Origin of the sequence: Bacillus sp. 2D03, assembly GCF_003946765.1 — a bacterium.
Taxonomy (GTDB): Bacteria; Bacillota; Bacilli; order Bacillales; family Bacillaceae_G; genus Bacillus_A; species Bacillus_A cereus.
Map to the genome: position 1 here is coordinate 117,511 of NZ_RPSJ01000010.1, position 21,683 is coordinate 139,193.

Here is a 21,683-nt window from a genome sequence, read left to right on the forward strand (position 1 = left end):
GGAGTAAGCGAACAAATGGGGTCTTTTAATAAATGGATTCGTGGTGAAAAATCTTTTTCTACCCAAGAGCAAGCTGATTACGCATTAAATAAATCTATCTCTTCTTCCCTTTCCCTTAATTTAAAGCACTTGTTCAAACTGTTTAGCGGTATTCCAGAATTAATAACACGCACTTTTCCATTAAAAAACGGACAGGAAGCTGCACTTATATATATGGAAGGACTTGTAGACAAAACTGTTATTAACGTAAACATTCTTCGTCCTCTCTTATTTAAAGAGTGGAATGAAGACGATTTTTGGGAAGCTTCTGTTTCTATCGGAAATATAAAAAAAGTTCAACAGTGGACAGACATTGAACAATCTCTTTTACACGGCAAAAGTATTTTATTTATAAACGGGCAACTATCCGCTTTAGAGCTTGATACGCAAGCGGCACCAAAAAGGAGTATTGAAGAACCTACAACAGAGAGCTCCATAAAAAGCTCACACGAAGGATTTAATGACGTAGCGAGCGACAGCCTTGCACTTATTCGTCGATATATTCCAAATCGCGAATTGAAAGTGAAGGAATTCACTGTTGGTGAACGAGCTACTTCAAAGGTTTTTTTGCTTTATCTAGCAGATGTTGCGAACGAAAATGTCGTAAAAGAAATGGCATCCCGTATCGAGTCAGTAAAAGTTGATGCGATTCTTACTACTGGTGAATTAGAGGGGTTTGTTGAAGATAATTCCTTTACTCTCTTTCCGCAATTATCAATAACTGAACGTCCTGACACAACAGCACATCATATTCTAGATGGGCGAATTGCCGTTATTGTAGATCGCTCACCAGGCGTATTAATAGGACCTATGACCTTTTCATCCTTTTTCCAGACGATAGATGATTACAGCTTCAGACCTATGATTCCATCTTTTATACGACTCCTTCGTTTCACTGGGCTATTTATTGCAATATTTGCTCCTGCTCTTTATATTGCTATGATTTCCTTCCATTATGAAGTGATTCCGCTCAAATTGTTGTTAACGATTGGAGAATCTCGAGCCAAAATTCCTTTCCCCCCCATATTAGAAGCTTTATTAATGGAATTAGTTCTCGAAATGCTCCGAGAAGCAGCGATTCGGCTCCCTGGACCTGTTGGACAAACAATCGGCGTCGTAGGAGGAATTGTAATTGGACAAGCTGCGGTTCAAGCTGGGATTGTTAGTAACGTTATGGTTATCGTCGTATCAATTACTGCGGTTGCCTCTTTCATTATTCCCAACTTAGAAATGTCAGCAGGAATTCGGCTTCTTCGATTCCCAATGATGATAGCCGCCTCTTTATTTGGCGTCATTGGAATTATGGTTGGAATGGCAATTATTATCATCCATATTCTTTCTATGGAATCACTTGGTGTGCCATATGGTAGTCCTTTTTCTCCGTCATATGCTTCGGATTTAAAAGATACCCTTGTACGTTTCCCATGGAAAATTATGAAGAAACGGCCACTATCTCTACAATTAAAACAAGATAACCGGCAAAGAGATGTTGAGGAAAAGGAGGAGAATAAGTGACAAAACGTGCAAAGAGGGAGATCACTTTATTTCAATACATTTTAACTATTAGTGGTGTTCAAGTCGGGTTCGGCGTACTTACACTTCCGCGTGAAGTTGCACAAGGAGCGAATACAGATGGCTGGATGTCTATTATTATCGGATGTGTCATTACCACTTTAGTCAGTCTATGTATTGTAAAAATCATGGAAAAACATCCAGGATATACTTTACTTGATGTGCTGATACGTTATCTTGGAAAATGGCTAGGAAGAGTAGTAATGATTTTTTGGATTTTATATGCTGTACTCGCAGCTGTTTCCTTAATTTTTTCCCTCTTATACGTTATTCATATTTGGATTTTACCTAGATCTCCTATGTCTTTAATTATGATTTTGTTATCCATTCCAATGCTTATGCTTGCATGTAAAGGGGCACTTATTATTAGTCGCTTTGCTGTTTTTACTGTCATCTTTACACTTTGGATGCCATTATTATTATTTATTCCTCTTAAAGATGGGCATTTTATATATCTTCTTCCTCTCATCAAGGAAGGATGGCTACCAATTCTAAACACCGTGAAATCAACTATCATTGCGTTTCTCGGATTCGAGTTTGCATTTGTCCTTTATCCTTATTTAACTAACAAAGCATCTGCAAAAAAAGGAATTATTATTGCGAATTTTATTACGTTATTTATTTATCTTCAAATCACGTTCGTTTCTTTTATTTATTTTAGTCCAGATGGTATAACAAAGTTTTTATGGCCGACTCTTTCTCTTGTTACACCGTTTCACTTCTCATTTCTTGAGCGATTTGAAGTTATCTTTTTATCATTTTATCTCTTTATTATTTTTGATTCCTGTATTCCTTATATTTTCACTGCTTCAGATGGAATTAATCAATTACTTAACAAAAAAGGGAGTTCATTACCTATTTATTTTTTATTATTCGGGTGTATTTTCATCTTATTCTTTTATATCCCTTCTTCTTATCAGATAAGTGCGTTGCGGGAATTTTGGGGAACTGCTAGTTATTTTATTGTTTTTCTATTCCCGATTGTATTTCTCTTATACATGACACTTTATCAGCATTGGAAAAGGAGAAAAGTTTAAATGAGACGCTTTATTCGTTTTATTATATTTTGTTTTCTCATAATTTTTTAGCAGGTTGTGAAGATCGGCTTGATTTAGAAAAACAATCCATCTCATTAATTTACGGTTTTGACGCAAAAGCAAAAGGAAAATTAATTGTGTATCACGTAAATCCTATTTTTAATGAAGATGTAGAGAAAAAGTACGAAATTCATGAAGCGAAAGTACATACACCCCGAGAAGCAAAAGATACGTTTAACAGTTCAAGCAGCGGTTTAGTGTCCACAGAAAAGTTACAGCTCATATTGTTTAGCACGAATTTTTTAAAACAAGAAGGAGCTATGCCTTATCTGGATGTTTGGTATCGCGATCCTAAAAATACAGGAAATATGCGCATGGTTGCAGTAGATGGCCCCGTTTCTTCTGTTATATATAATAATTTCAAAGATAAGCCTGCTCTTCCTGAATATTTAACAGATTTAATTAATACGAACAAACTATACAATCGGACCGTGTTTACGACATTCCATGAATTTCATAGACAAACTTTTAATAAAGGGGTAACTCCTGCTATTTCAGAAATAAAAAAAGGGAAGAAAGATGTTATTGTTACTGGTTCGGCACTATTAACCTCTCGTGGAGCTTATAAGATGTCTTTAACTCGCTATGAAAGTGCCCTTCTTCTTATGGTGCAAAAGAAAGCTAATATACCCGTTTCACTTACAATGAAAATCCCCTCTAATTTAGTTGAAAGTAATAGCCATCTAAAAGATACAAAGGGCAACGATTTTATAACAATAAACGTTCTTAGTATGAATCATGATATCGGTACAGACTATAGCGATAACCGATTCAAATTTAATATTAAAATGGATTTAAAAATTGCCGTATCTGAACTTACATTCAACATGGATATAGATAGTGATAGAAAAAAATTAACTTCTCTTATTACAAAACAACTAAACAAAGATTTAAACGAATTAATCCACAAAATTCAGAAACAGCAACTCGATCCATTCGGATTTGGTGATTATGCGAGAGCATTTCGCTATAAAGAATGGAAAGAAGTTGAAGATGATTGGCCAAGTGCCTTTTCAAAAGCTAATGTGAAAGTGGCACCAACTATTAAAATTTTAGAAAATGGGATTATTAAATAGAAAAAACACGCTACTTGCTCTCATACGTCTAAAGAGCAAGTAGCGTATTATCATTTTTATTTTGAAGCTTCCTATACAGTTATACTTCTGTTTCTGGTTCTTCGTTTTCCGCTTGTTCCAATCCTTGCTGCTCTGCAAGTTCAGCTGAAATCATTCCATAATAAATTTCTGGATACAATCCAAATATTTGATATACACTTCCTAAAAACGGCATCAGAATCCCTCTTTTCTAAAGTTGTATTGCCACTTTTAAGGATTCCCTTTTCATTCATTATACATTCGTTTTTGGCGTTTCTTCTTCATCTTGAACACTTAATAAATTTTGCCATTTTTTATACGGAGCGCTATTTGGATCTACATATCCTTTTGCATGCGAGCGATCCCACAATTGTTTAATAAACATTTCTTTCTCTTTCTTTGCCACCATATCGGCACCTGTACCGTAATAGTTCTGGAAATACAACTCGATTTCATCGAGGAATAGTCTTAATAATTCATCTGATGTTTCTTCTAATGTCGGATCATACTTCGCTTCACGGTCATACATTAAAATCATATCTAAAAGATTGTGGACATGTTCTTTTCTAAGCCATCTTACATCTTGGGCTCCTAATACGAACGGATGTGTATATAAATGTCCACCTTGTATCATCGCCTTTTCTTGCTCTTCTTCAAATCGTGACAAGATGTTTTCATAAATAAACGGATTATGAAGCAATGCTCTGTGTAATTTATAACTTTCGCTTGAAATATTTTTCCCCATCGACTGAATTAAAAAGCTACGTCCTACACCGTTATATTGATACACAAATTGTCCATCAACAGCAACTAAACTAATCCAGCGATACATATATGCGTATAGTAATGCACGATTACATTTATCATAATCTAATTTTGTTTGAGTCGCGTTTAAATCTGGCATAAAGGCTGGTAAGTGCCAATACTTATCTAAATGCGGCGTTAAACTAGATTTTTTACTATTTAATTTATTTACACGGCGATAATACGATTGGAAATAGTCACCTTTATCATTCATAAATCCGTTTGAAATATGTCCTGATGATAATTTAGGAAAATCTTGCAGCGATAAGCCGTAATGCGCTCGATAACAGATTACTTCAAATGGCGAAAAGGCTTCATGTACTGTATCTTTTTCTTTAAACATTTCTTGAATTAATTCCTCTTGCAGCTCTTTCTTTAAAGAAGGATGTATACCCCAATATTGTAATTCCCTATGATGAGCAACTTTCGGAACGAATGGACTCGCTAAATGGAACAGGTCTTCAATTTTTTCACGAACGTATTCATCGCGATCACGTTTCTTATAATCTGCTTCTTTTCGCAACGCTTCAATGATATTCAGTTCTAATTTATCACGATAGCGTACTTGCAGTTCGTCATAACAATAGCTCAGTATATGTTCTCGGTAGAAATCCTCTACCTTTTTCGACTGAATCTCTTCTGTTTTCGCATCACGACAATATTCACCGTACAAACTCATATAAATTTCCGCTGATATATCTTTCGGTAGTACACCTAAATTTAAATGTTGCTGCATATCTTGCCATATCTTTTCTTGCAGCTGTTCCTCAGCTAATACATATACATTCGTCGGGTTTGTTTTCCCTTCAAATTCCTTACTGCGCTTTTGGATTTCAAACAGTAAATTTTCACGTGTTTCATGTAAATTATCAAAAAATCTTTCCCAATATTGAATCATTTTATTAACTGCTTGATATAGCGATTGATATACAAGTTCTAATAGCATTTCTTTTCGATATTCATTTAATTTGTGTACATATTGCGTTATGATGTCTTCAAATTCTCTTTTGAATAAACGTTGCTGATTATTAATCATTTTTCCAAACCAGCCTTGTTGTTGAGCAATTTCTACTCGGCGTACAGCTGTTACCGTTCCATCGATATTACCCACATTAAATTTTTTATCGTAGTTTTGAATTACATTACGCTTTTGTTCATTATTTTCATGTAGTCGATTCATTTTTTCCACTAACTGCTTTCGAATTTCATATAACATAAAACGTGCTGCTACTGGGTGAACTGGATCTGTTTTCTTTAAAAACCATGTATTTAATTGATAGGACTGCCCTTCAGAACCACTTGGTGAAAAGCGGTCTGATTCAATCATGTCATATAAAAGTGTCGTTACATGTTCATGTACACGGCTCGGAATTGCATACGCATATAAACGAACCGCATGATCCACTCTTGCCACTTCACCTTTCATTTGTTCCATCATTTTCAGTTTCGCAGCTGAAATTTTACACTCATGTTGCAGACGATTTAATTCCTCATCTTTTTGCACCGTTCGTTGTACATAACTTTCTACAGCTTCTAAAAACAGTTTTGATTTCGCAACTCCGATCTTACCACCCTCTGCTCCTTCACGTGTTTCATTGTACATTTGTCTATAGAAAATATGAGCTTGCTCTGGACGGGTAGCAAGATGCTCCAAGTCCTCTAAATAACTTTTACCTCTCTCCGGCTTTTCACGTTGCATCCCACGTTTTACATCTTGATCGTATCTTTGCTTCTTCTCTTGAAACAGTTGATCTAAATGAAGCCACGATTCATCTAAACCTTGCACCGCCCATTTTAAAGCACAATATTTTAACACATGTTCATATGGATAAATGAGTTTTGCCGTTCCTGCCCCGCAATATCGCCCTTTTCCGCTTGATTCTGCTAATTGCTGAATTTGATTGTCTTCCTGTGCAAAATGACTTGTGGACATCGGGCTAAATAACTGTAAATAAATTGTATTTGCCATCTGTTCCATATAATCTGATAAATTGTGTAAATGGTGTCCATGTAGGTTTTCATAATCGTATAAGAAACAATAATTGTACGGTAAATGATGTTGTTTAATTGTATGATTCGTTCTTCCGTCTTCATCTACTTGATCAGGGCGATACTCTAATTCAATTGTTACACCGCCGCGTTTTGATAATTCTCCAGTAGAACCGAGCGTAATAGCATGTAATTCTTTTAACGATGCATAGCCGTTCGCTTGCACCGTTTCAAACTCTTTCGCACTAACTGTTCTCGTCTTTACTAAAACATCCGGCATTAAAAACGCACCGCGTATTAAAATGTTATGATGCTGCAATTTTTTCCGAAGCATTTCACGTAAATATAATGCAATTTGCAGAAACATCCCCGAACCTGTTCCGCCTGCTAGTGATGTTACTATAATGACACGCACACCATATTCTGTTTGATCACTTGTAACCGGAAAAATTTTCTCAATTTCTTGCCAAAAGGACGTTAATTTATCTTCTTTCATCGCAGCACGTAACGCTAAACGTGAAATGACGCGTAACTGTCCTGCTCCTTCTGTTAATGGTTTATCAAGTATAGTCGGATCCATCGGAAACCACTCTGGGATTGTTGGATCTCCTGCAATATACTCCCTGGGCGTTTTACTAGAACTCGTTTGTGTCTTAAACTTTCGAATATGATCAAATTTACTCAATGTATTCACATCTGTATCAAATACGTGCATTGCTACCTTTTTCCGGCGCTCTTCAGGTAATTTTTCATATATTTGATGCGTCACAGTACTACCGATTCCACCTAAACCAATTAATATTGTTGGAACTTGTAATGTCATGTGAACCACCTTCCTATTCTTGCTTGTTTGAAAAAAGGGAAAGAGAATCCATACTCCATCCCCTTCTTATCCCTACCTACTATTCACATTCGTACTTGTAAATCTCTTTACCATATCCTCTATCAATTAGTAAAAGTTCATTTGGATATAGTGTCTTATGTTCCATTCCTACTTCATCCTCTGTTATAAACATTCCATCAATAATCATTCCAACTACTTGTGATTCTTTCGCTACAAAGACAGATTTCGAACCTTTCTTCGCTATAAACGTAACGGATTGCACTGTTTTTCTTTCTGCTCTAAATGGGATACCAAAATAATGGTTCCACCATTTATTTCGAAGTAATTCTGGTTCAGATTGATATAGCCAATCTTTCGCTACCTCTTGATCCCATTCATAATACAGTAGTGCTTTCCGGTGAAATCTTGGCCGAACAATCCATCCTAAAACAATGATTCCTACTACTAGTAGTAATAAAGTGATAGGAATAACAAACTTAAAAATAAGCGCATATTTTTCATAAAACGGAGCATCTTGAATATGGAATGTTATGTTTTTCTTTACTTCTTGTAATTTTGAATCCTGCATTACGATGGTAGCTTCTACGGTGCCGGTATCTGTAAAATTAAATGTGTCGGAGTAATAGGGACGAGGATAAACATAGATTTGATTTCCATGTTGCTTTATTTCATAATTGATTGATTGTTTAGATGTGACACCAGTAGATTTTAATAGTTTTTTTACAGCTTCTTCTGTCATTGACTTGCCATCTAACTGTGGTTGTAAAACAAATGGTTTACTATTCTCTAAATTTGTCACTTTTTCTTCATAATCTTTTGTAACAGTTTGAAGTGATAATTTCGGTTTCTCAGCTGTTTCAATTTTAAATTCTTTCGTCTGTCTATAAAACCCCTTTATATTCATATGAACTTTCCCGCGTACTAACCCTTTACCAAGCTTCGTTTCGTAATAAAACACATGCCTCTTATCATCCCACTTCATTGCATATTGTTTTCCGTCTATTTCTACTTCTGCCTGAAAGTAAGAAGACTGAACTGGCAACTCCGTAGGCTTTGCTTCAATAACAGCAGTAACACCTTCGTACATTTTCTCTACATTTTTTTGACTACTATCATCTTTGTCATAAGTAGAAACCGTATAATTAAGCGCTGGTTCAACTAGTACTTGTAGTCCTTCTTTCTCAATGTCCTGGTCCACTTCTATCGTATAAGTTCCTGGTTTAATAACTTCCTCATTTTCCGTACTTATATGAACTATATTTCCGAACAATTTTGCTTCTCCTGGTGCATGTATGGAAAAAGAAGATTGCAATTGTAATGGTTTAGAAATTTGTGTGACCTGATAATCGGGCAGAGAAGGCGATTGTCGTACAAGCGTCATACGCTTTAATGGAAACGGTGTTGTAATCTCTACTCTTTTCCCCACTACTTTCGTTTTTACAATCGATTCAACAGAGGAGAATGGATCACGATTTGCAACTAATGCTGCCACTTGATTTACACTTTTTACAATGCCATCTTCTCCGCTTGACGGCATCGTAACACCATTTATCTCTTTCTTCCATATTTCCTTGAACGTATTTAGTTGTTCTTTTTCTTGTTGTCCTAAATCTTCTTCCATCGTAATTAAGACTGGATGTAACGATATCTTTTTTGCATCCATTTCTTTCTTAAACTGGGCTAATTTCTGCAAAATTTGTTCTTTTCCGCCAACCTTATCTTTCTCTAAATCATTAAATGCCCCGTCAGTTAATACAATAAGCCAAAATTCACGTTTTCCATCTATATCTGCTTCCTTTTTTATAGATTGCATCGCCGTTTCTACCGCGCTAAATGGAGTATTTAAATACGTTTTCCATGCTCCAATTCCCTCAATTTCTGTTTGCCTTTTATCCTTCGTTAACGAAATGTTTAATGGATCATTCGGCTTACTCATTGGAACGTAAGAAAATTTATCTTTTTCATCCAATAGCGCAACTAAACTTTGCAAAGCATAATTGGCATATTTCCAGCGATCGTTATTTCTCATGCTGCCCGAATCGTCATATACAAGTGAAACGACCCTTTCCTTTGCCTCCTCTCCTTTTGCAAAAGCTGATAAAGGTAAACATATAAATAGAAACAACATGAACGTGGCACAAATTCGGATTTTCATGATGAGGCTTCGCCACCTTTGTAGACAAATTCCTATGTTTAAATTTATGAGAGGAAACAAGATATATGACTTGTATTTTAGGACAACGAACCCAGCATAATTTTATTATGTAAACAGTTATAAGAACTGAATATTATTCCTTCTAGCGTTTTCTATCCGATACTATAAGTAAAAAAGCCTGTTTAAGCTCCACACTTAAAACAGACTTTTCCTACTTTTTATTTTAAAAACACATAACAAAAAGTTTGATTTTTGACTTAACACATCACTTCTATTGTAAATCCACCAGGTGCTTCAACGTAAAACGTATACGCATGGACATGCTTAGGAGGCTCGACCAAAAATCCATCTTCCTTCAATCTTTGATTTATCTTATCTACTTGTTCTTCACTTTCTTGTGGAAATCCTACGTGAAATGTTCTTGGATACTGAACTTCTTTTCCTTTCATTAAAGTTAGTATAAATCCATCATTATCACGCATAACTGCAAAGCCATTTCCCCTTGTTCCACTACAAATTAGACCAAAATACTTCTCTAAAAACTCTCTAGCTGCTGTTACATCTGTAACTGTTAAATTAAGATGTTTAATTCCCAATCCTTCACCTTCTTTCTCAATTTTCTAACATTTTATCATACAAATAAAAAACACGCCTTCCACAGCGTGTTTCATTGCTTTACATACACTTCAACAATCGGATTCTCTTTATTATCCGCATGCAAGCGTATATTCTCTTCACTTGTATTATAAATACTAGCTAATAACATTATCGTTAACACATTAGGTGTCTTCGCATCACTTCCGTATTTTCTCTCAAGCGCTTCCTTATATTCAAAATCTAAATCCCCCTGCACATATGTATACACTTCAAAACCATCTTCTAAGTTGCAAACTACTGTATCAATAATATCTGCCCCTACTTGCTTCTTCATTTCCTCTCGTAACGCTTCAATAAAATCTTCCCACGGTACTTCGTATGTCTGAAACTGATCTGTAGATTTCATGCCTTTTCCTCCTTATATATCCTCTTCTTATATTTCCCCTTTCCTATAACAATTATGATAGATAGGGCATTCGTACAAGCCGCACTTGTCCCCCTTACATATCGTATTACTGTAATGCGGAAGGAGAAAAGAATATGCATAGACAAAAATGTTATGATACATGCCAACGTTATTTCGGAAAAGTTGTTCGGATTGAAGACCGTGATGGCCGTATACATTTAGGTAAAATAATCGATGTGACACAAAACTCTGTATGGATCGAACCGGTGCAACAGCGCTCATCTTTTGATTCAGGGTTCGGATACTACGACGCTTATGCAAACGGTGGTTGTGACCTTTGTGGAGGCCTTAGCAGGTGTGATAGTTGTGGATTCGGATGCGGTGGTGGATTCAGCAGCTGCGGATGTGGTGGTCGTGGTTGTAGTAGTTGTGGTTGCGGCGGCTGGGGAGGCGGCGGTTGTGGCTGGGGTGTTGAACTCGGATTTGGTTTCATCTTCGGAATTACATTAGCTGCATTATTTTTCATTTAACATAGTAAAGAGTTGGCTACCTTTAGCCAACTCTTTTTCTTTATTTTTCACATATAAAAATACGATGCCCTAAAATGTGTTGGTACATAAGCCGTACATTTTCATGCTGTATCCACGCCTCATATAACTCATTCGGAATATGTGAGGATACATTCCATTCTGGCTCTTCTACATAGCCAGAGATTGTTTCTGCAATCGTGCCACCACCAGCAATTGTAATTCTTTTAAAATTTGCTTTCTGAAATAATTGTACCCACTCCTTCTCAGTTAATAGTTCTTTCATGCCATATAATTGGACGATTTTTTCTTCCTCACCCTTATCAATGTGCCTATCAATAATCATTTCAATGACAACAAGCTTACCGTCCTGCTGTAATACACGATAACACTCCGAGATAACCCTTTCTTTGTCTGTAAAAGCGATGATTGATTCTCCAAGTACGAACTCAAATGAGTTATTCAAACACGGTAAATGCTCTACACTTCCTTCAATTAATTGTATATCTAACCCTTCAAACAACCATCTATCTTTTGCCTTTTGAATCATAATTTCATTCTTTTCAACAGTTGTTACTTTATAACCAAATTCCCTTGTCATATATGCCGCTGTTTTTCCCGTACCGCAACCTATTTCAAGGACATTCGCTCCATATTTAAAAGGCAGTTGTGCTAACAATTGTTTTGTTAACGTAAAACCACCAGGATGAGCACTTCCTATTCCGTAATAAGCTAGGAAATCGATGTATGTGTTTCGCTTCATGGGATTCTCCCTTTTTTATTTTATATATTCGAGCACGGAAGAAAAGTGCATAGAAAAAAGGGCGTATTGTACGCCCCCCATCTTACTTATCCTCTGTAATATATGCCCATTTATAGCTGTAGTCTCCACCAACTGGATGGTGAACAATACCTTTTACTTTCTGTCTTTGAACGATAGCATCACCACGTTGATATAATGGTGCAATTGCTGCATCTTCCAATAACATTTTCTCCGCTTTCAGTAAGCTATCCCAACGCTCTTTCGTTTTCGTTAATAGCTCACCTTTACCTTTTTGTACAATTTCATCATATTTAGGATTTGAATATCCTGTTTGGTTATGAGGGCCATTTGTAACGAACATATCAATGAATGTCATTGGATCTAAGTAGTCAGGGCCCCAACCAGCGTAAGATAAATCATAATCTAGATCTGATTCTAATTTTAACTTTTGTTTAAATGGCTGGTTTTTCAAATTCACTGTTAAACCTGGTAAGTTTTTCTCAAGTTCTCCTTTTAAGAATTCTCCTACTTTTTTCGCACCATCACCATCATAGTTTAATAGTTCTACTGTAATTGCATCTTTTCCAAGTTCTTTTTTCGCTTTTTCCCAATGCTCTTTTGCTTTTTTCACATCTGTTTTTAAAATATCTCCATTTTCTTTACGGAAGTCTTTTCCATCTGGGCTCTTAGCAAATTCTTTTGGTACTAAGTAATCTGCCGGTGTAGATCCGTCATTTAAAATAACGTTCGTTAAGCCTTTTTTATCATACGCTTTTGCAATCGCTAAACGTAGATCTTTGCTCTTTAACACTGTATCTTGCCCACCACGTTTTTGGTTTAAGCGTAAGAAGTACGTTGACGGTGTTTTTTGTGTAAAGAAGTCGGGGTTTGATTTATATTTGTCAACAAATTCAGATGTAAGTCCTGAACGATCGATTTGTCCACTTTCATATAAGTTAACACGTGTACCACTATCTTTTACTACGTTAAAGTTGATTTCATCTAACTTCACTGTTTTATTATCCCAATATTGTGCATTTTTCTTTAACTTCCAACCTTCTTCATGTTTCCAGTCTGTCAATGTAAACGGTCCGTTGTATAACGTCGTATCTGATTCTAAACCGTACTTTTCACCTTTTTCTTTTACAAATTTCTCGTTTAATGGATAAAATGTTCCAAATGAAGTTAATTCTACAAAGTAAGGAACTGGATTTTCTAATTCTACTTCTAACGTATAGTCATCTACAGCTTTTACTCCTAACGTATCTAGTTCAGCTTTTCCTTCATTAATCGCTTGTGCATTTTTCAAATCAAACATAATGTATGCATATTCTGCTGCTGTATTTTTATCTACCGCACGTTTCCAAGCAAACACGAAATCTTTCGCTGTTACAGGCTCTCCATTTGACCATTTTGCATTTTTATTTAATGTAAATGTATACTTTTTACCATCATCACTCTTTTTATATGATTCAGCAACTCCTGGTGTTGCTTTATTATCTTTATCAAGTCGATATAAACCTTCCATTACGTTGTTTAAAGCTAGAAACGATACTTGGTCTGTCGCTTTAGCAGAGTCCATAGATGGAATCTCTTGAGACTCTGTTAAATTAAGCACTTGCTTCGCCGCTAGCTTTCCGCCTTCTTTTTCACCACTTTTCGGTGTTGTGCTTGCCTTCTCTTTATCTCCTGATCCAGAGCAAGCTGTTAATGCCATACTCATTACTAAAACTGGTGCTACGACCGCTGTCAATTTTTTCATCTTTTTTCTCTTCATTTTTTGTACCCTCCCCAATTATATGTACGATATTAACATTTAGAATTTCTCTACTAACTTTCGTTATCAGAAAATTCTTATTAATTAATATTCTACTATTTTTTAAAATTTTGTAAAGTATTTTTGTAAATTTTCTAAATATTTATTTTTTTATTATAGTAACTTGTTGTTTTAACTACTATATGAATTATCCCCGTCTACTATATGTAAACATCCCTCCCCTTATTCCACTCTATTACTACGTTCTATATTTTTCTTATTAGCATGAGGTCTCTTACTATCATCTGTCTTACTACTTACTGACCTCTCTAAATCCCTCCGATAGAACCTTCCTAATTACCTACCCGATTCTCAATAGGCTAACGAGATTTATTCCCTTATACATACTAAAAAGCATTTCAAAAGTAGCTCAGCCACTTTTGAAATGCTTTCACTTTATTTTTTTCCGCCATCCTCAGTTACATACGCCCACTTAAAGCTATATTCTGGACTGATGTTATGTTTCACAATTCCTTTTACATTCGGTTTCATTACATACGATCTTCCTGTTTGATATAAAGGAACTAACCCTGCATCTTCTTCAAGGAATAATTTTTCAGCTTTCCCTAACGTTTCCCAGCGTTTTTTCGCATCACTCATTAATTCATTACCTGCTTTTCCTACCATTTCATCGTATTTTGGATTTGAATAACTCATTTGGTTGTACGGGCTCTTCGATTCAAACATATCAATAAATGTCATTGGATCCGCATAGTCTGGACTCCAACCTGCATAAGAAATTTCATAATCTTGCGCAGTTTCTAATTTTAATTTTTGTTTGAACGGCTGAATTTTCGTATTAATCGTTACACCTTTTAAATTTTTCTCAATTTGATCTTTTACATAGTCAGCAATCTTTTTCGCAGTTCCATCATCATAGCTTAGCAATTCAATTGTAACTTGATCTTTTCCAAGTTCTTTTTTCGCTTCTTCCCACGCTGCTGCTCCTTTTTTCGGATTATATTTCAGACCATTTTTAAATGTATCTTGATAATCTTTACCATCTGGCCCTGTCGCAAGTCCTTTTGGAACCAATTGATCTGTTGCTTTTGAACCATTATTTAAAATTACATTTGCCAATCCTTTTTTATCAACTGATAATGCAATTGCTTCACGAAGTTTTTTGCTCTTTAAAGGCGTATCTTGTCCGTTACGTTTTTGATTTAAACGTAAGAAGAATGTACTTGATTCCGCATACTCACCATATTCTTCTTTGTTCGATTTATATTTATCTACAAACTCTCCTGATAGTAATGTAAAATCAATTGATCCTGTATCATATAAGTTTACTTTCGTTGCAACCTCTTTTACTACACTATAGTTAATTTCTTCTAATTTCACAGTCTTTTTATCCCAGTACTTATCATTTTTCTTCAGCTGCCAACCTTGTTCATGTTTCCATGAAGACATAACGAATGGACCATTATACACAGTTGTATCTGCTTCTAAACCGTACTTATCCCCTTTTTCTTTTACGAATTTTTCATTTAATGGATAGTATGATGGGAATGCTAATAAATTTAAGAAATACGGTACCGGTTTTTCTAATTCTACTTCTAGCGTGTAATCATCTACCGCCTTCGCTCCTAATTCAGTTACAGGTTTTTCTCCTTTATTAATCGCTTCTGCATTTTTAATATAGTAAGCAATAAATGCATATTCTGCCGCAGTATTCTTATCGAGTAAGCGCTTCCATGCAAAAACGAAATCTTTCGCTGTTACAGGATCACCATTTGACCATTTTGCATCTTTTCGCAGTTTAAACGTATACTTTTTACCATCTTCACTTTTCGTACTAGACTCTGCCGCAGCAGGAATTGGCTTATTATCTTTATCAAGGCGATATAGGCCTTCCATCGTGTTCCCTAAAATTTGCGAACCTAATGTATCAGTAGATTTAGAAGTATCCATCGTCGGAATTTCTTGGTTTTCCGTACGATTTAATACTTGTTTCGCTGCATATTTAATATCAGATTTTTTTTCTTCCCCACTATTTGATGTAGTAGTCGATTTCTTTTCCCCACCTGACCCAGAACATGCTGTCAATGCAACACTCATCGCTAAAACTGGTACTACAACTGCCGTTAACTTTTTCATCTTTTTTCTCTTCATTTTTGTACCCTCCCTAATTATATGTACATTACCAATCCTTGAGAGACCCCTTACTAAAGATTTATTTTTCAGAAAATTACAACTAATGATATTCTACTCTTTTTTTCGCATTTGTAAATAGTTTTATTTTAAATATTCTGATTTTTTTAATTTAGTAGGATTTATCCCCCATCTACTATATGTACATACTATACACCTTATTCGCCTCTATTTAACCACACTAAAAATTAGTATTTTAAGCTCACAAAAAAAGCATTTAAAAGTAGCTAAGCCACTTTTAAATGCTTTTTCAACTCTATTATTTTTCAGTCACATATGCCCACTTAAAGCTAAATTCTGGACTGATATTATGTTTTACTACTCCCTTTACATTTGGTTGTAAAACATAAGAATCTCCTCGTTGATATAAAGGTACAATCGCTACATCTTCTTCAAGTAATGTTTTTTCAGCTTTTCCTAACTCTTCCCAACGTTTTTTCGCATCGCTCATTAATTCCGTTCCAGCTTTTTTCACCATGCCGTCATATTTAGGATCAGAGAAGCTCATTTGGTTATGAGAATGTCCAGTCTCAAACATATCTAAGAACGTCATTGGATCTGCATAATCCGGATTCCATCCGCCATACGAAATATCATATTGTTGTTCAGTTTCTAATTTTAGTTTTTGCTTAAATGGTTGAAGTTTAATATTAACTGTTACACCTTTTAAGTTCTTCTCAATTTGGTCCTTAATATATTCTCCAACTTTTTTCGCATTACCAGTATCATAGTTTAAGAATTCAATTGTAACTTGGTCTTTACCTAGCTCTTTTTTCGCTTCTTCCCAAGCTGCAGCAGCTTTTTTAGCATTTGGTTTTAAACCATTTTTAAACGTTTCTTGGAAGTCTTTACCGTCTGGTCCAGTTGCTAAACCTTTTGGTACTAAGAAGTCAGCTTCTTTTGATCCATCATTTAAAATTACGTTTGCTAAATTCTTTTTATCAACTGATAGTGCAATTGCTTCACGTAACTTTTTACTCTTTAATGGTGTATCTTGTCCATCACGTTTTTGGTTCATACGAATGAAATACGTACTCACTTGTGAATATGTTCCGAATTCATCTTTCTTATTTCTGTATTTATCTACGAACTCTCCAGTTAATAAAGCAAAGTCAACTTGACCGCTATCATATAAATTGATAAGAGTTGCTGGTTCTTTAACAACACTGAAGTTAACTTCTTCAAGTTTTACAGTCTTTTTATCCCAATATTGATCATTTTTCTTTAATTGCCATCCTTGTTCATGCTTCCAATCTTTAAGAATGAACGGTCCATTATAAACTGTTGTATCAGACTCTATACCGAACTTCTCCCCTTTTTCTTTTACGAATTTTTCATTTAATGGGTAGTACGATGGGAATGCTACTAAGTTTAAGAAGTACGGTACCGCTTGCTCTAATTCAACTTCAAGCGTAAGATCATCTACTGCTTTTACTCCTAATTCAGTTACAGGTTTTTCTCCTTTATTTACTACTTCTGCATTTTTAATCGGGAATGCGATAAATGCATACTCAGCAGCTGTTTTTGGATCTAATAGACGTTGCCAAGCGTATACGAAATCTTTCGCCGTTACTGGATCTCCATTTGACCATTTTGCATCTTTACGTAGTTTAAATGTATATTTTTTACCATCTTCACTTTTCGTGCTAGATTCTGCTGCAGCTGGAATAGGCTTATTATCTTTATCAAGACGATATAATCCTTCCATCGTATTCCCTAGCATTTGTGAAGATACTGTATCTGTTGATTTAGAAGAATCCATCGTTGGAATCTCTTGGTTTACTGTTCGATTCAACACTTGTTTTGCCGCTAATTTTCCCTCTGACTTGCTATCTCCACTTGAGTTTGTGCTTGTCTTTTTATCTCCGCCTGATGTAGAACATGCTGTTAGTGCCATGCTCATTGCTAAAACCGGTACTACAACTGCTGTTAGTTTTTTCATTTTTTTCTTTTTCATTTTCTGTACCCTCCCTAATTCTAAACGATAGCTATTAAAGAATTTTCTGATAATTCTGTTTTTCTCTATATATTTATCAGACGATTCTTACTAATTCTTATTCTACTAATTTTTTAATTTTTGTAAAGTATTATTATTGAAAATTTTTAAAAAATTATTTTTTTACAGTAATATTCATAAAAATGCCATATTTTGTTCAAACCTTATTTCGCATTCATACACATTTGTTGTTTTAATCACTTTCATCTCATTTACCACTTGAATACTTGTTAATTATTGCTAATAAATAATGCATATATCTAAAAACATCTTTTCTACAAAAATAAAAAAGTCAGCAAAGCTGACTTTTTACCTGGCCATTTTTTCTCGTTTCATTTCCTCTACTACTCTCGTATACTTCTCATCATCAAATTCATTTTCACTTTTTGCAACAACTACAGTTGCAATACCGTTACCAATTAAATTAACGATAGCACGTGCTTCTGACATGAAACGATCTACACCAAGTAATAACGCTAAACCTTCTAATGGGATAACATTCATTGCAGATAGAGTAGATGCTAGTACAATGAATCCCCCGCCGGTTACTGCTGCTGCTCCTTTAGATGTAACTAATAAAATAGCTATTATTGTTAATTGTTGACCTAGTGAAAGATCGACGTGGAAAACTTGTGCTAAAAATATAGTAGCCATCGATAAATAAATTGTTGTTCCATCTAAGTTAAAAGAATAGCCTGTTGGAATGACTAAACCTACTACCGGTTTCGAACACCCGAAGTCTTCCATCTTTGTCATCATTCGCGGCAGTACTGATTCTGACGATGATGTCCCGAGAACAATAAGTAATTCTTCTTTAATATGCGCTAAATATTTCCACAAACTAAATTTATACAGTTTACAAATAAAATTTAAAACAATAAAAACAAATAATGCCATTGTCGCATATACACAAATCATTAATTTGCCAAGTGGTATGAGCGTGCTTAAACCATACTTCCCAATTGTAAATGCCATCCCACCGAATGCTCCAACCGGTGCTAATTTCATTACAATTGATAAAATGTTAAAAAATACTTTCGATAATCTTTCAAAAAAATCAATAACCGGTTGTCCATTTTTCCCTAACATCGTTAATCCTGCGCCGAATAAAATGGAGAAGAATAACACTTGTAAAATATCACCTTTTGCAAATGCTTCAAACATGTTAGACGGCACAATATGTAAAAAGAAATCCATCCATTTCATTTCTTGCCCGCTTTGTACATATTGTGAAACATCTCCGCCTTTTAGTTTTGAGGGATCTAATCCATCTCCGGGACGCACAACATTTGCTACGATGATACCAATAATTAAAGCAGCTGTTGTAACAATTTCAAAATATAGTAGTGCCTTCCCACCAACACGGCCTACCTTTTTCATACTTCCCATACTTGCAATACCGAGTACAATTGTTAAAAAGATAATCGGTGCAATAACCATTTTAATCATATTGATGAATGTTTCACCAATTGGCTTCATTTGTTGTCCAACACTCGGCCAAATTGCCCCTACTGCAATACCACAAATAATGGCCACAATAACTTGGAATGTTAAATTCTTTGCAATTCTCATTTTTGCTACTCCCCTGTATTTTCATTTCTCCCAAACTATTTTAAGCAATAACATTTATTCTATATGGTAGCCCCCTTGCTACTTAACTTGAACCCTACTATTATGTTACACTATTAACTAAAATTTTAAAATAGTATATAACATTAAAAACTAAATGTCATACCATTAGACAAAAATAAAAAAGCAGACATTTCGTCTGCTTTAATTCTCCTCAATTTGCTTTTCACTTAATCCTAGATGTGTTCTAAGAGTATTACTCAAACTCTGTAGATCTTTTTTATTAGGATTATAATAATATACACGTTGCCCGTTTGGGCCATTAGGTAAGTATAAATCATCACCAGCTAATTGTATTTTTTCAACTGAACCGTTTAAACCGTATTTATAAAAAGATAAAATATCATCCATTACTAAATTTGTTTTAAAATCACCATCAACCGCCTCAACTATTTTTTCTAACTTCGCAATCGATCCTACACTTTTTAATTTACTTAAAATCGCTTCAATAACAAGTTGTTGGCGTTGTCCTCTCATTGCATCACTATCAATATGGCGCGTTCTTGCTAGTGCAAGTGCTTCTTCCCCATTTAATTTTTGTAATCCTTTTTTCAAATGAATCGCTTCAGGTTCATCTTTACTATTTTGCTCCGTAAATTCAACTGGGACATCCACTTCAATACCATCTAACCCATCAACAATTTTAGTAAAGGAACCAAAATTAAATTTCACAAAATAATCAACAGGCACCTGTAACAATTTTTCTACCGCTTCCACAGAAGCTTGCGGTCCTCCATCTTTACCATTTTTAACGAAACCACTTCCATATGCATGGGTTATTTTATCTTTTTTCTTTTCAACTGGAACATATGTATATGTATCACGCGGTATACTCGTTAATTTCACTGTTTTATCATCTTTCTTAAAAGTCGCTAACAATAATGCGTCTGTATGAAATGCACCATTATATTCCTTTTGTCGTTCTTGATTTTCATCAATTCCCATAATTAAAAGTGAAACATGATTTGCAATTGGCTTTACAGATTTCTCACGTAAATTGGATTTTTCGCCTCGTGCTAAATTCAAATTAGATTTTTGTACGAGACTAGAAGTTTTCATATATACATAGGCTCCATAGCCAATTCCACCAAATAGTAATACCGCCAGTAGTAAACTTATTATCTTTTTCTTTTTATATTTTTGCTTATTTTTCTCTTCTCTTAAAGATGAATGATTCCCCATTTACTCTCCTCCTGTTTCTATTCACCCAATATGTTTTTCATTTTTTCATATTTAGCGCTATCCTTTTGAAACATACTTTCTTTCAATCCCTTATCTATTTGTATCCATTCAGTCGTAACTGAATATTGAATCAAGCCTTCTTGAAAACTAAGAAATTTCAACATAATCCCTGTATTTTTCTCCACAACCATTTCGAATTTCCCTCTTAAATCTTCAGAGGTGCTAACAGGCATCTCTATGTTGATAACTCCTTCAATTTTGTAACAATCTAATCCAAGATATTTCGTTTCTTTATAATTCCAATCTTTATATCGAATTAACAAATCTGCGAATTCTGATTGAATACTATATTTAGCTAGCCCTACATATTCATCATCATATCTCTTTTTCTCATCTGATTTTCTCACTAACCTTTCCGTAGGATTTAATTTTAATAGTTCATTGTTTCTTTCTTTTGGGTTCCATTTTGTCTCTTTATAGGTATACTTCTCATCATCAAACTCTTTTTTCTTGCCCTCGTTATATATAATTGTTCGTTTTTTCGCTAGTTTATCTTCTTTCGAAGAGATACCTCTTTGTTTCTCCGTATCAATCGCATACTTATATGTTGTAGCAATTCTTGATGAGCTAGAATATTCCTCAAATTGTCCTGAAATATTTTTAAAATAATCAATAGAATCTAGCATTTTTTGATGAATCTTTTCTTTATCTGGATAATGTACATTCGATTTTATTTCTTCTTCATTTTCAAAATCAGAAAACGCTTTTTTCTTTACATATTCAAATACTCCACCATTTTGCGCAAAACTTTGTATAGAAAACTCAGACATAGATACCACTGAAAGTATACAAACCGCTGCACTAATTATCATCATATGAATTTTGTAACTCTTCTTTTTTACCTTAAGATTATGTAGCGTACCATTAATCTTTTCATTTAACTCTGGAGGTACTATAACATTTTCATCTTTTATTCTCTTTTTTAATTTCTCATCAAATAATTTTTCATTATCCATCCTTTA

The 21,683-nt window shown here is 34.7% G+C and carries 15 protein-coding genes and 1 pseudogene; 4 read left to right on the plus strand and 12 right to left on the minus strand.

Translation table 11 applies throughout. The annotated features are described in order from the left end of the window. Positions 1-15 precede the first annotated feature (15 nt). From EBQ15_RS21485 to EBQ15_RS21495, 3 genes and pseudogenes are all read left to right on the plus strand, one after another. Positions 16-1,554, plus strand: a complete 1,539-nt coding sequence (locus EBQ15_RS21485) for a spore germination protein (RefSeq protein WP_000534513.1) — start codon at positions 16-18, stop codon at positions 1,552-1,554. After that, positions 1,551-2,648: an endospore germination permease gene (locus EBQ15_RS21490; RefSeq protein WP_000166528.1), complete on the plus strand. Its 1,098-nt coding sequence runs from the start codon at positions 1,551-1,553 to the stop codon at positions 2,646-2,648. Before EBQ15_RS21485 ends, EBQ15_RS21490 begins: the two co-directional genes overlap by 4 nt. Then, positions 2,649-3,784: pseudogene (locus EBQ15_RS21495) on the plus strand (Ger(x)C family spore germination protein). Between the two features lie 79 nt (positions 3,785-3,863). Here EBQ15_RS21495 and EBQ15_RS21500 read toward each other — a convergent pair. From EBQ15_RS21500 to EBQ15_RS21520, 5 genes are all read right to left on the minus strand, one after another. After that, a complete protein-coding gene (locus EBQ15_RS21500; protein ID WP_001116174.1) occupies positions 3,864-3,998 on the minus strand; it encodes a hypothetical protein in 135 nt (44 codons plus the stop codon). A 57-nt stretch (positions 3,999-4,055) separates the two neighbouring features. Beyond that, positions 4,056-7,418: a tubulin-like doman-containing protein gene (locus EBQ15_RS21505; RefSeq protein WP_000175105.1), complete on the minus strand. Its 3,363-nt coding sequence runs from the start codon at positions 7,416-7,418 to the stop codon at positions 4,056-4,058. Between the two features lie 79 nt (positions 7,419-7,497). Then, positions 7,498-9,594: a vWA domain-containing protein gene (locus EBQ15_RS21510; RefSeq protein ID WP_000702059.1), complete on the minus strand. Its 2,097-nt coding sequence runs from the start codon at positions 9,592-9,594 to the stop codon at positions 7,498-7,500. 257 nt (positions 9,595-9,851) lie between these two features. Continuing rightward, positions 9,852-10,190 carry a VOC family protein gene (locus EBQ15_RS21515; protein WP_000511521.1) on the minus strand — a complete coding sequence of 113 codons (339 nt, stop codon included), beginning with the start codon at positions 10,188-10,190 and terminating at the stop codon, positions 9,852-9,854. Between the two features lie 71 nt (positions 10,191-10,261). Continuing rightward, positions 10,262-10,597 carry a hypothetical protein gene (locus EBQ15_RS21520; protein WP_000842885.1) on the minus strand — a complete coding sequence of 112 codons (336 nt, stop codon included), beginning with the start codon at positions 10,595-10,597 and terminating at the stop codon, positions 10,262-10,264. 134 nt (positions 10,598-10,731) lie between these two features. Here EBQ15_RS21520 and EBQ15_RS21525 point away from each other — a divergent pair, with 134 nt between their 5' ends. Further along, positions 10,732-11,127 (plus strand): hypothetical protein, encoded by a 396-nt coding sequence (locus EBQ15_RS21525; RefSeq protein ID WP_000554977.1) that lies wholly within the window; start codon positions 10,732-10,734, stop codon positions 11,125-11,127. A gap of 40 nt (positions 11,128-11,167) precedes the next feature. Here the strand turns inward: EBQ15_RS21525 and EBQ15_RS21530 are convergent, their stop codons facing one another. The 7 genes from EBQ15_RS21530 to EBQ15_RS21560 form a co-directional block, all read right to left on the minus strand. Then, positions 11,168-11,887, minus strand: coding sequence for a class I SAM-dependent methyltransferase (locus EBQ15_RS21530; RefSeq protein WP_000828253.1), 720 nt, complete (start codon positions 11,885-11,887; stop codon positions 11,168-11,170). A gap of 82 nt (positions 11,888-11,969) precedes the next feature. Further along, the gene (locus tag EBQ15_RS21535) at positions 11,970-13,664 is read right to left on the minus strand and encodes a peptide ABC transporter substrate-binding protein (protein ID WP_000823447.1); all 1,695 of its coding nucleotides are present in this window, start codon (positions 13,662-13,664) and stop codon (positions 11,970-11,972) included. Between the two features lie 435 nt (positions 13,665-14,099). Next, positions 14,100-15,815, minus strand: coding sequence for a peptide ABC transporter substrate-binding protein (locus EBQ15_RS21540; protein WP_000823464.1), 1,716 nt, complete (start codon positions 15,813-15,815; stop codon positions 14,100-14,102). Positions 15,816-16,113: 298 nt separating this feature from the next. Beyond that, positions 16,114-17,811 (minus strand): peptide ABC transporter substrate-binding protein, encoded by a 1,698-nt coding sequence (locus tag EBQ15_RS21545; RefSeq protein ID WP_000727531.1) that lies wholly within the window; start codon positions 17,809-17,811, stop codon positions 16,114-16,116. 348 nt (positions 17,812-18,159) lie between these two features. Then, positions 18,160-19,422: a dicarboxylate/amino acid:cation symporter gene (locus EBQ15_RS21550; protein WP_001216971.1), complete on the minus strand. Its 1,263-nt coding sequence runs from the start codon at positions 19,420-19,422 to the stop codon at positions 18,160-18,162. A 201-nt stretch (positions 19,423-19,623) separates the two neighbouring features. Beyond that, a complete protein-coding gene (locus EBQ15_RS21555; protein ID WP_000526722.1) occupies positions 19,624-20,661 on the minus strand; it encodes an LCP family protein in 1,038 nt (345 codons plus the stop codon). Positions 20,662-20,678: 17 nt separating this feature from the next. Next, positions 20,679-21,677, minus strand: coding sequence for a hypothetical protein (locus EBQ15_RS21560; RefSeq protein ID WP_000368240.1), 999 nt, complete (start codon positions 21,675-21,677; stop codon positions 20,679-20,681). Positions 21,678-21,683: the final 6 nt, after the last annotated feature.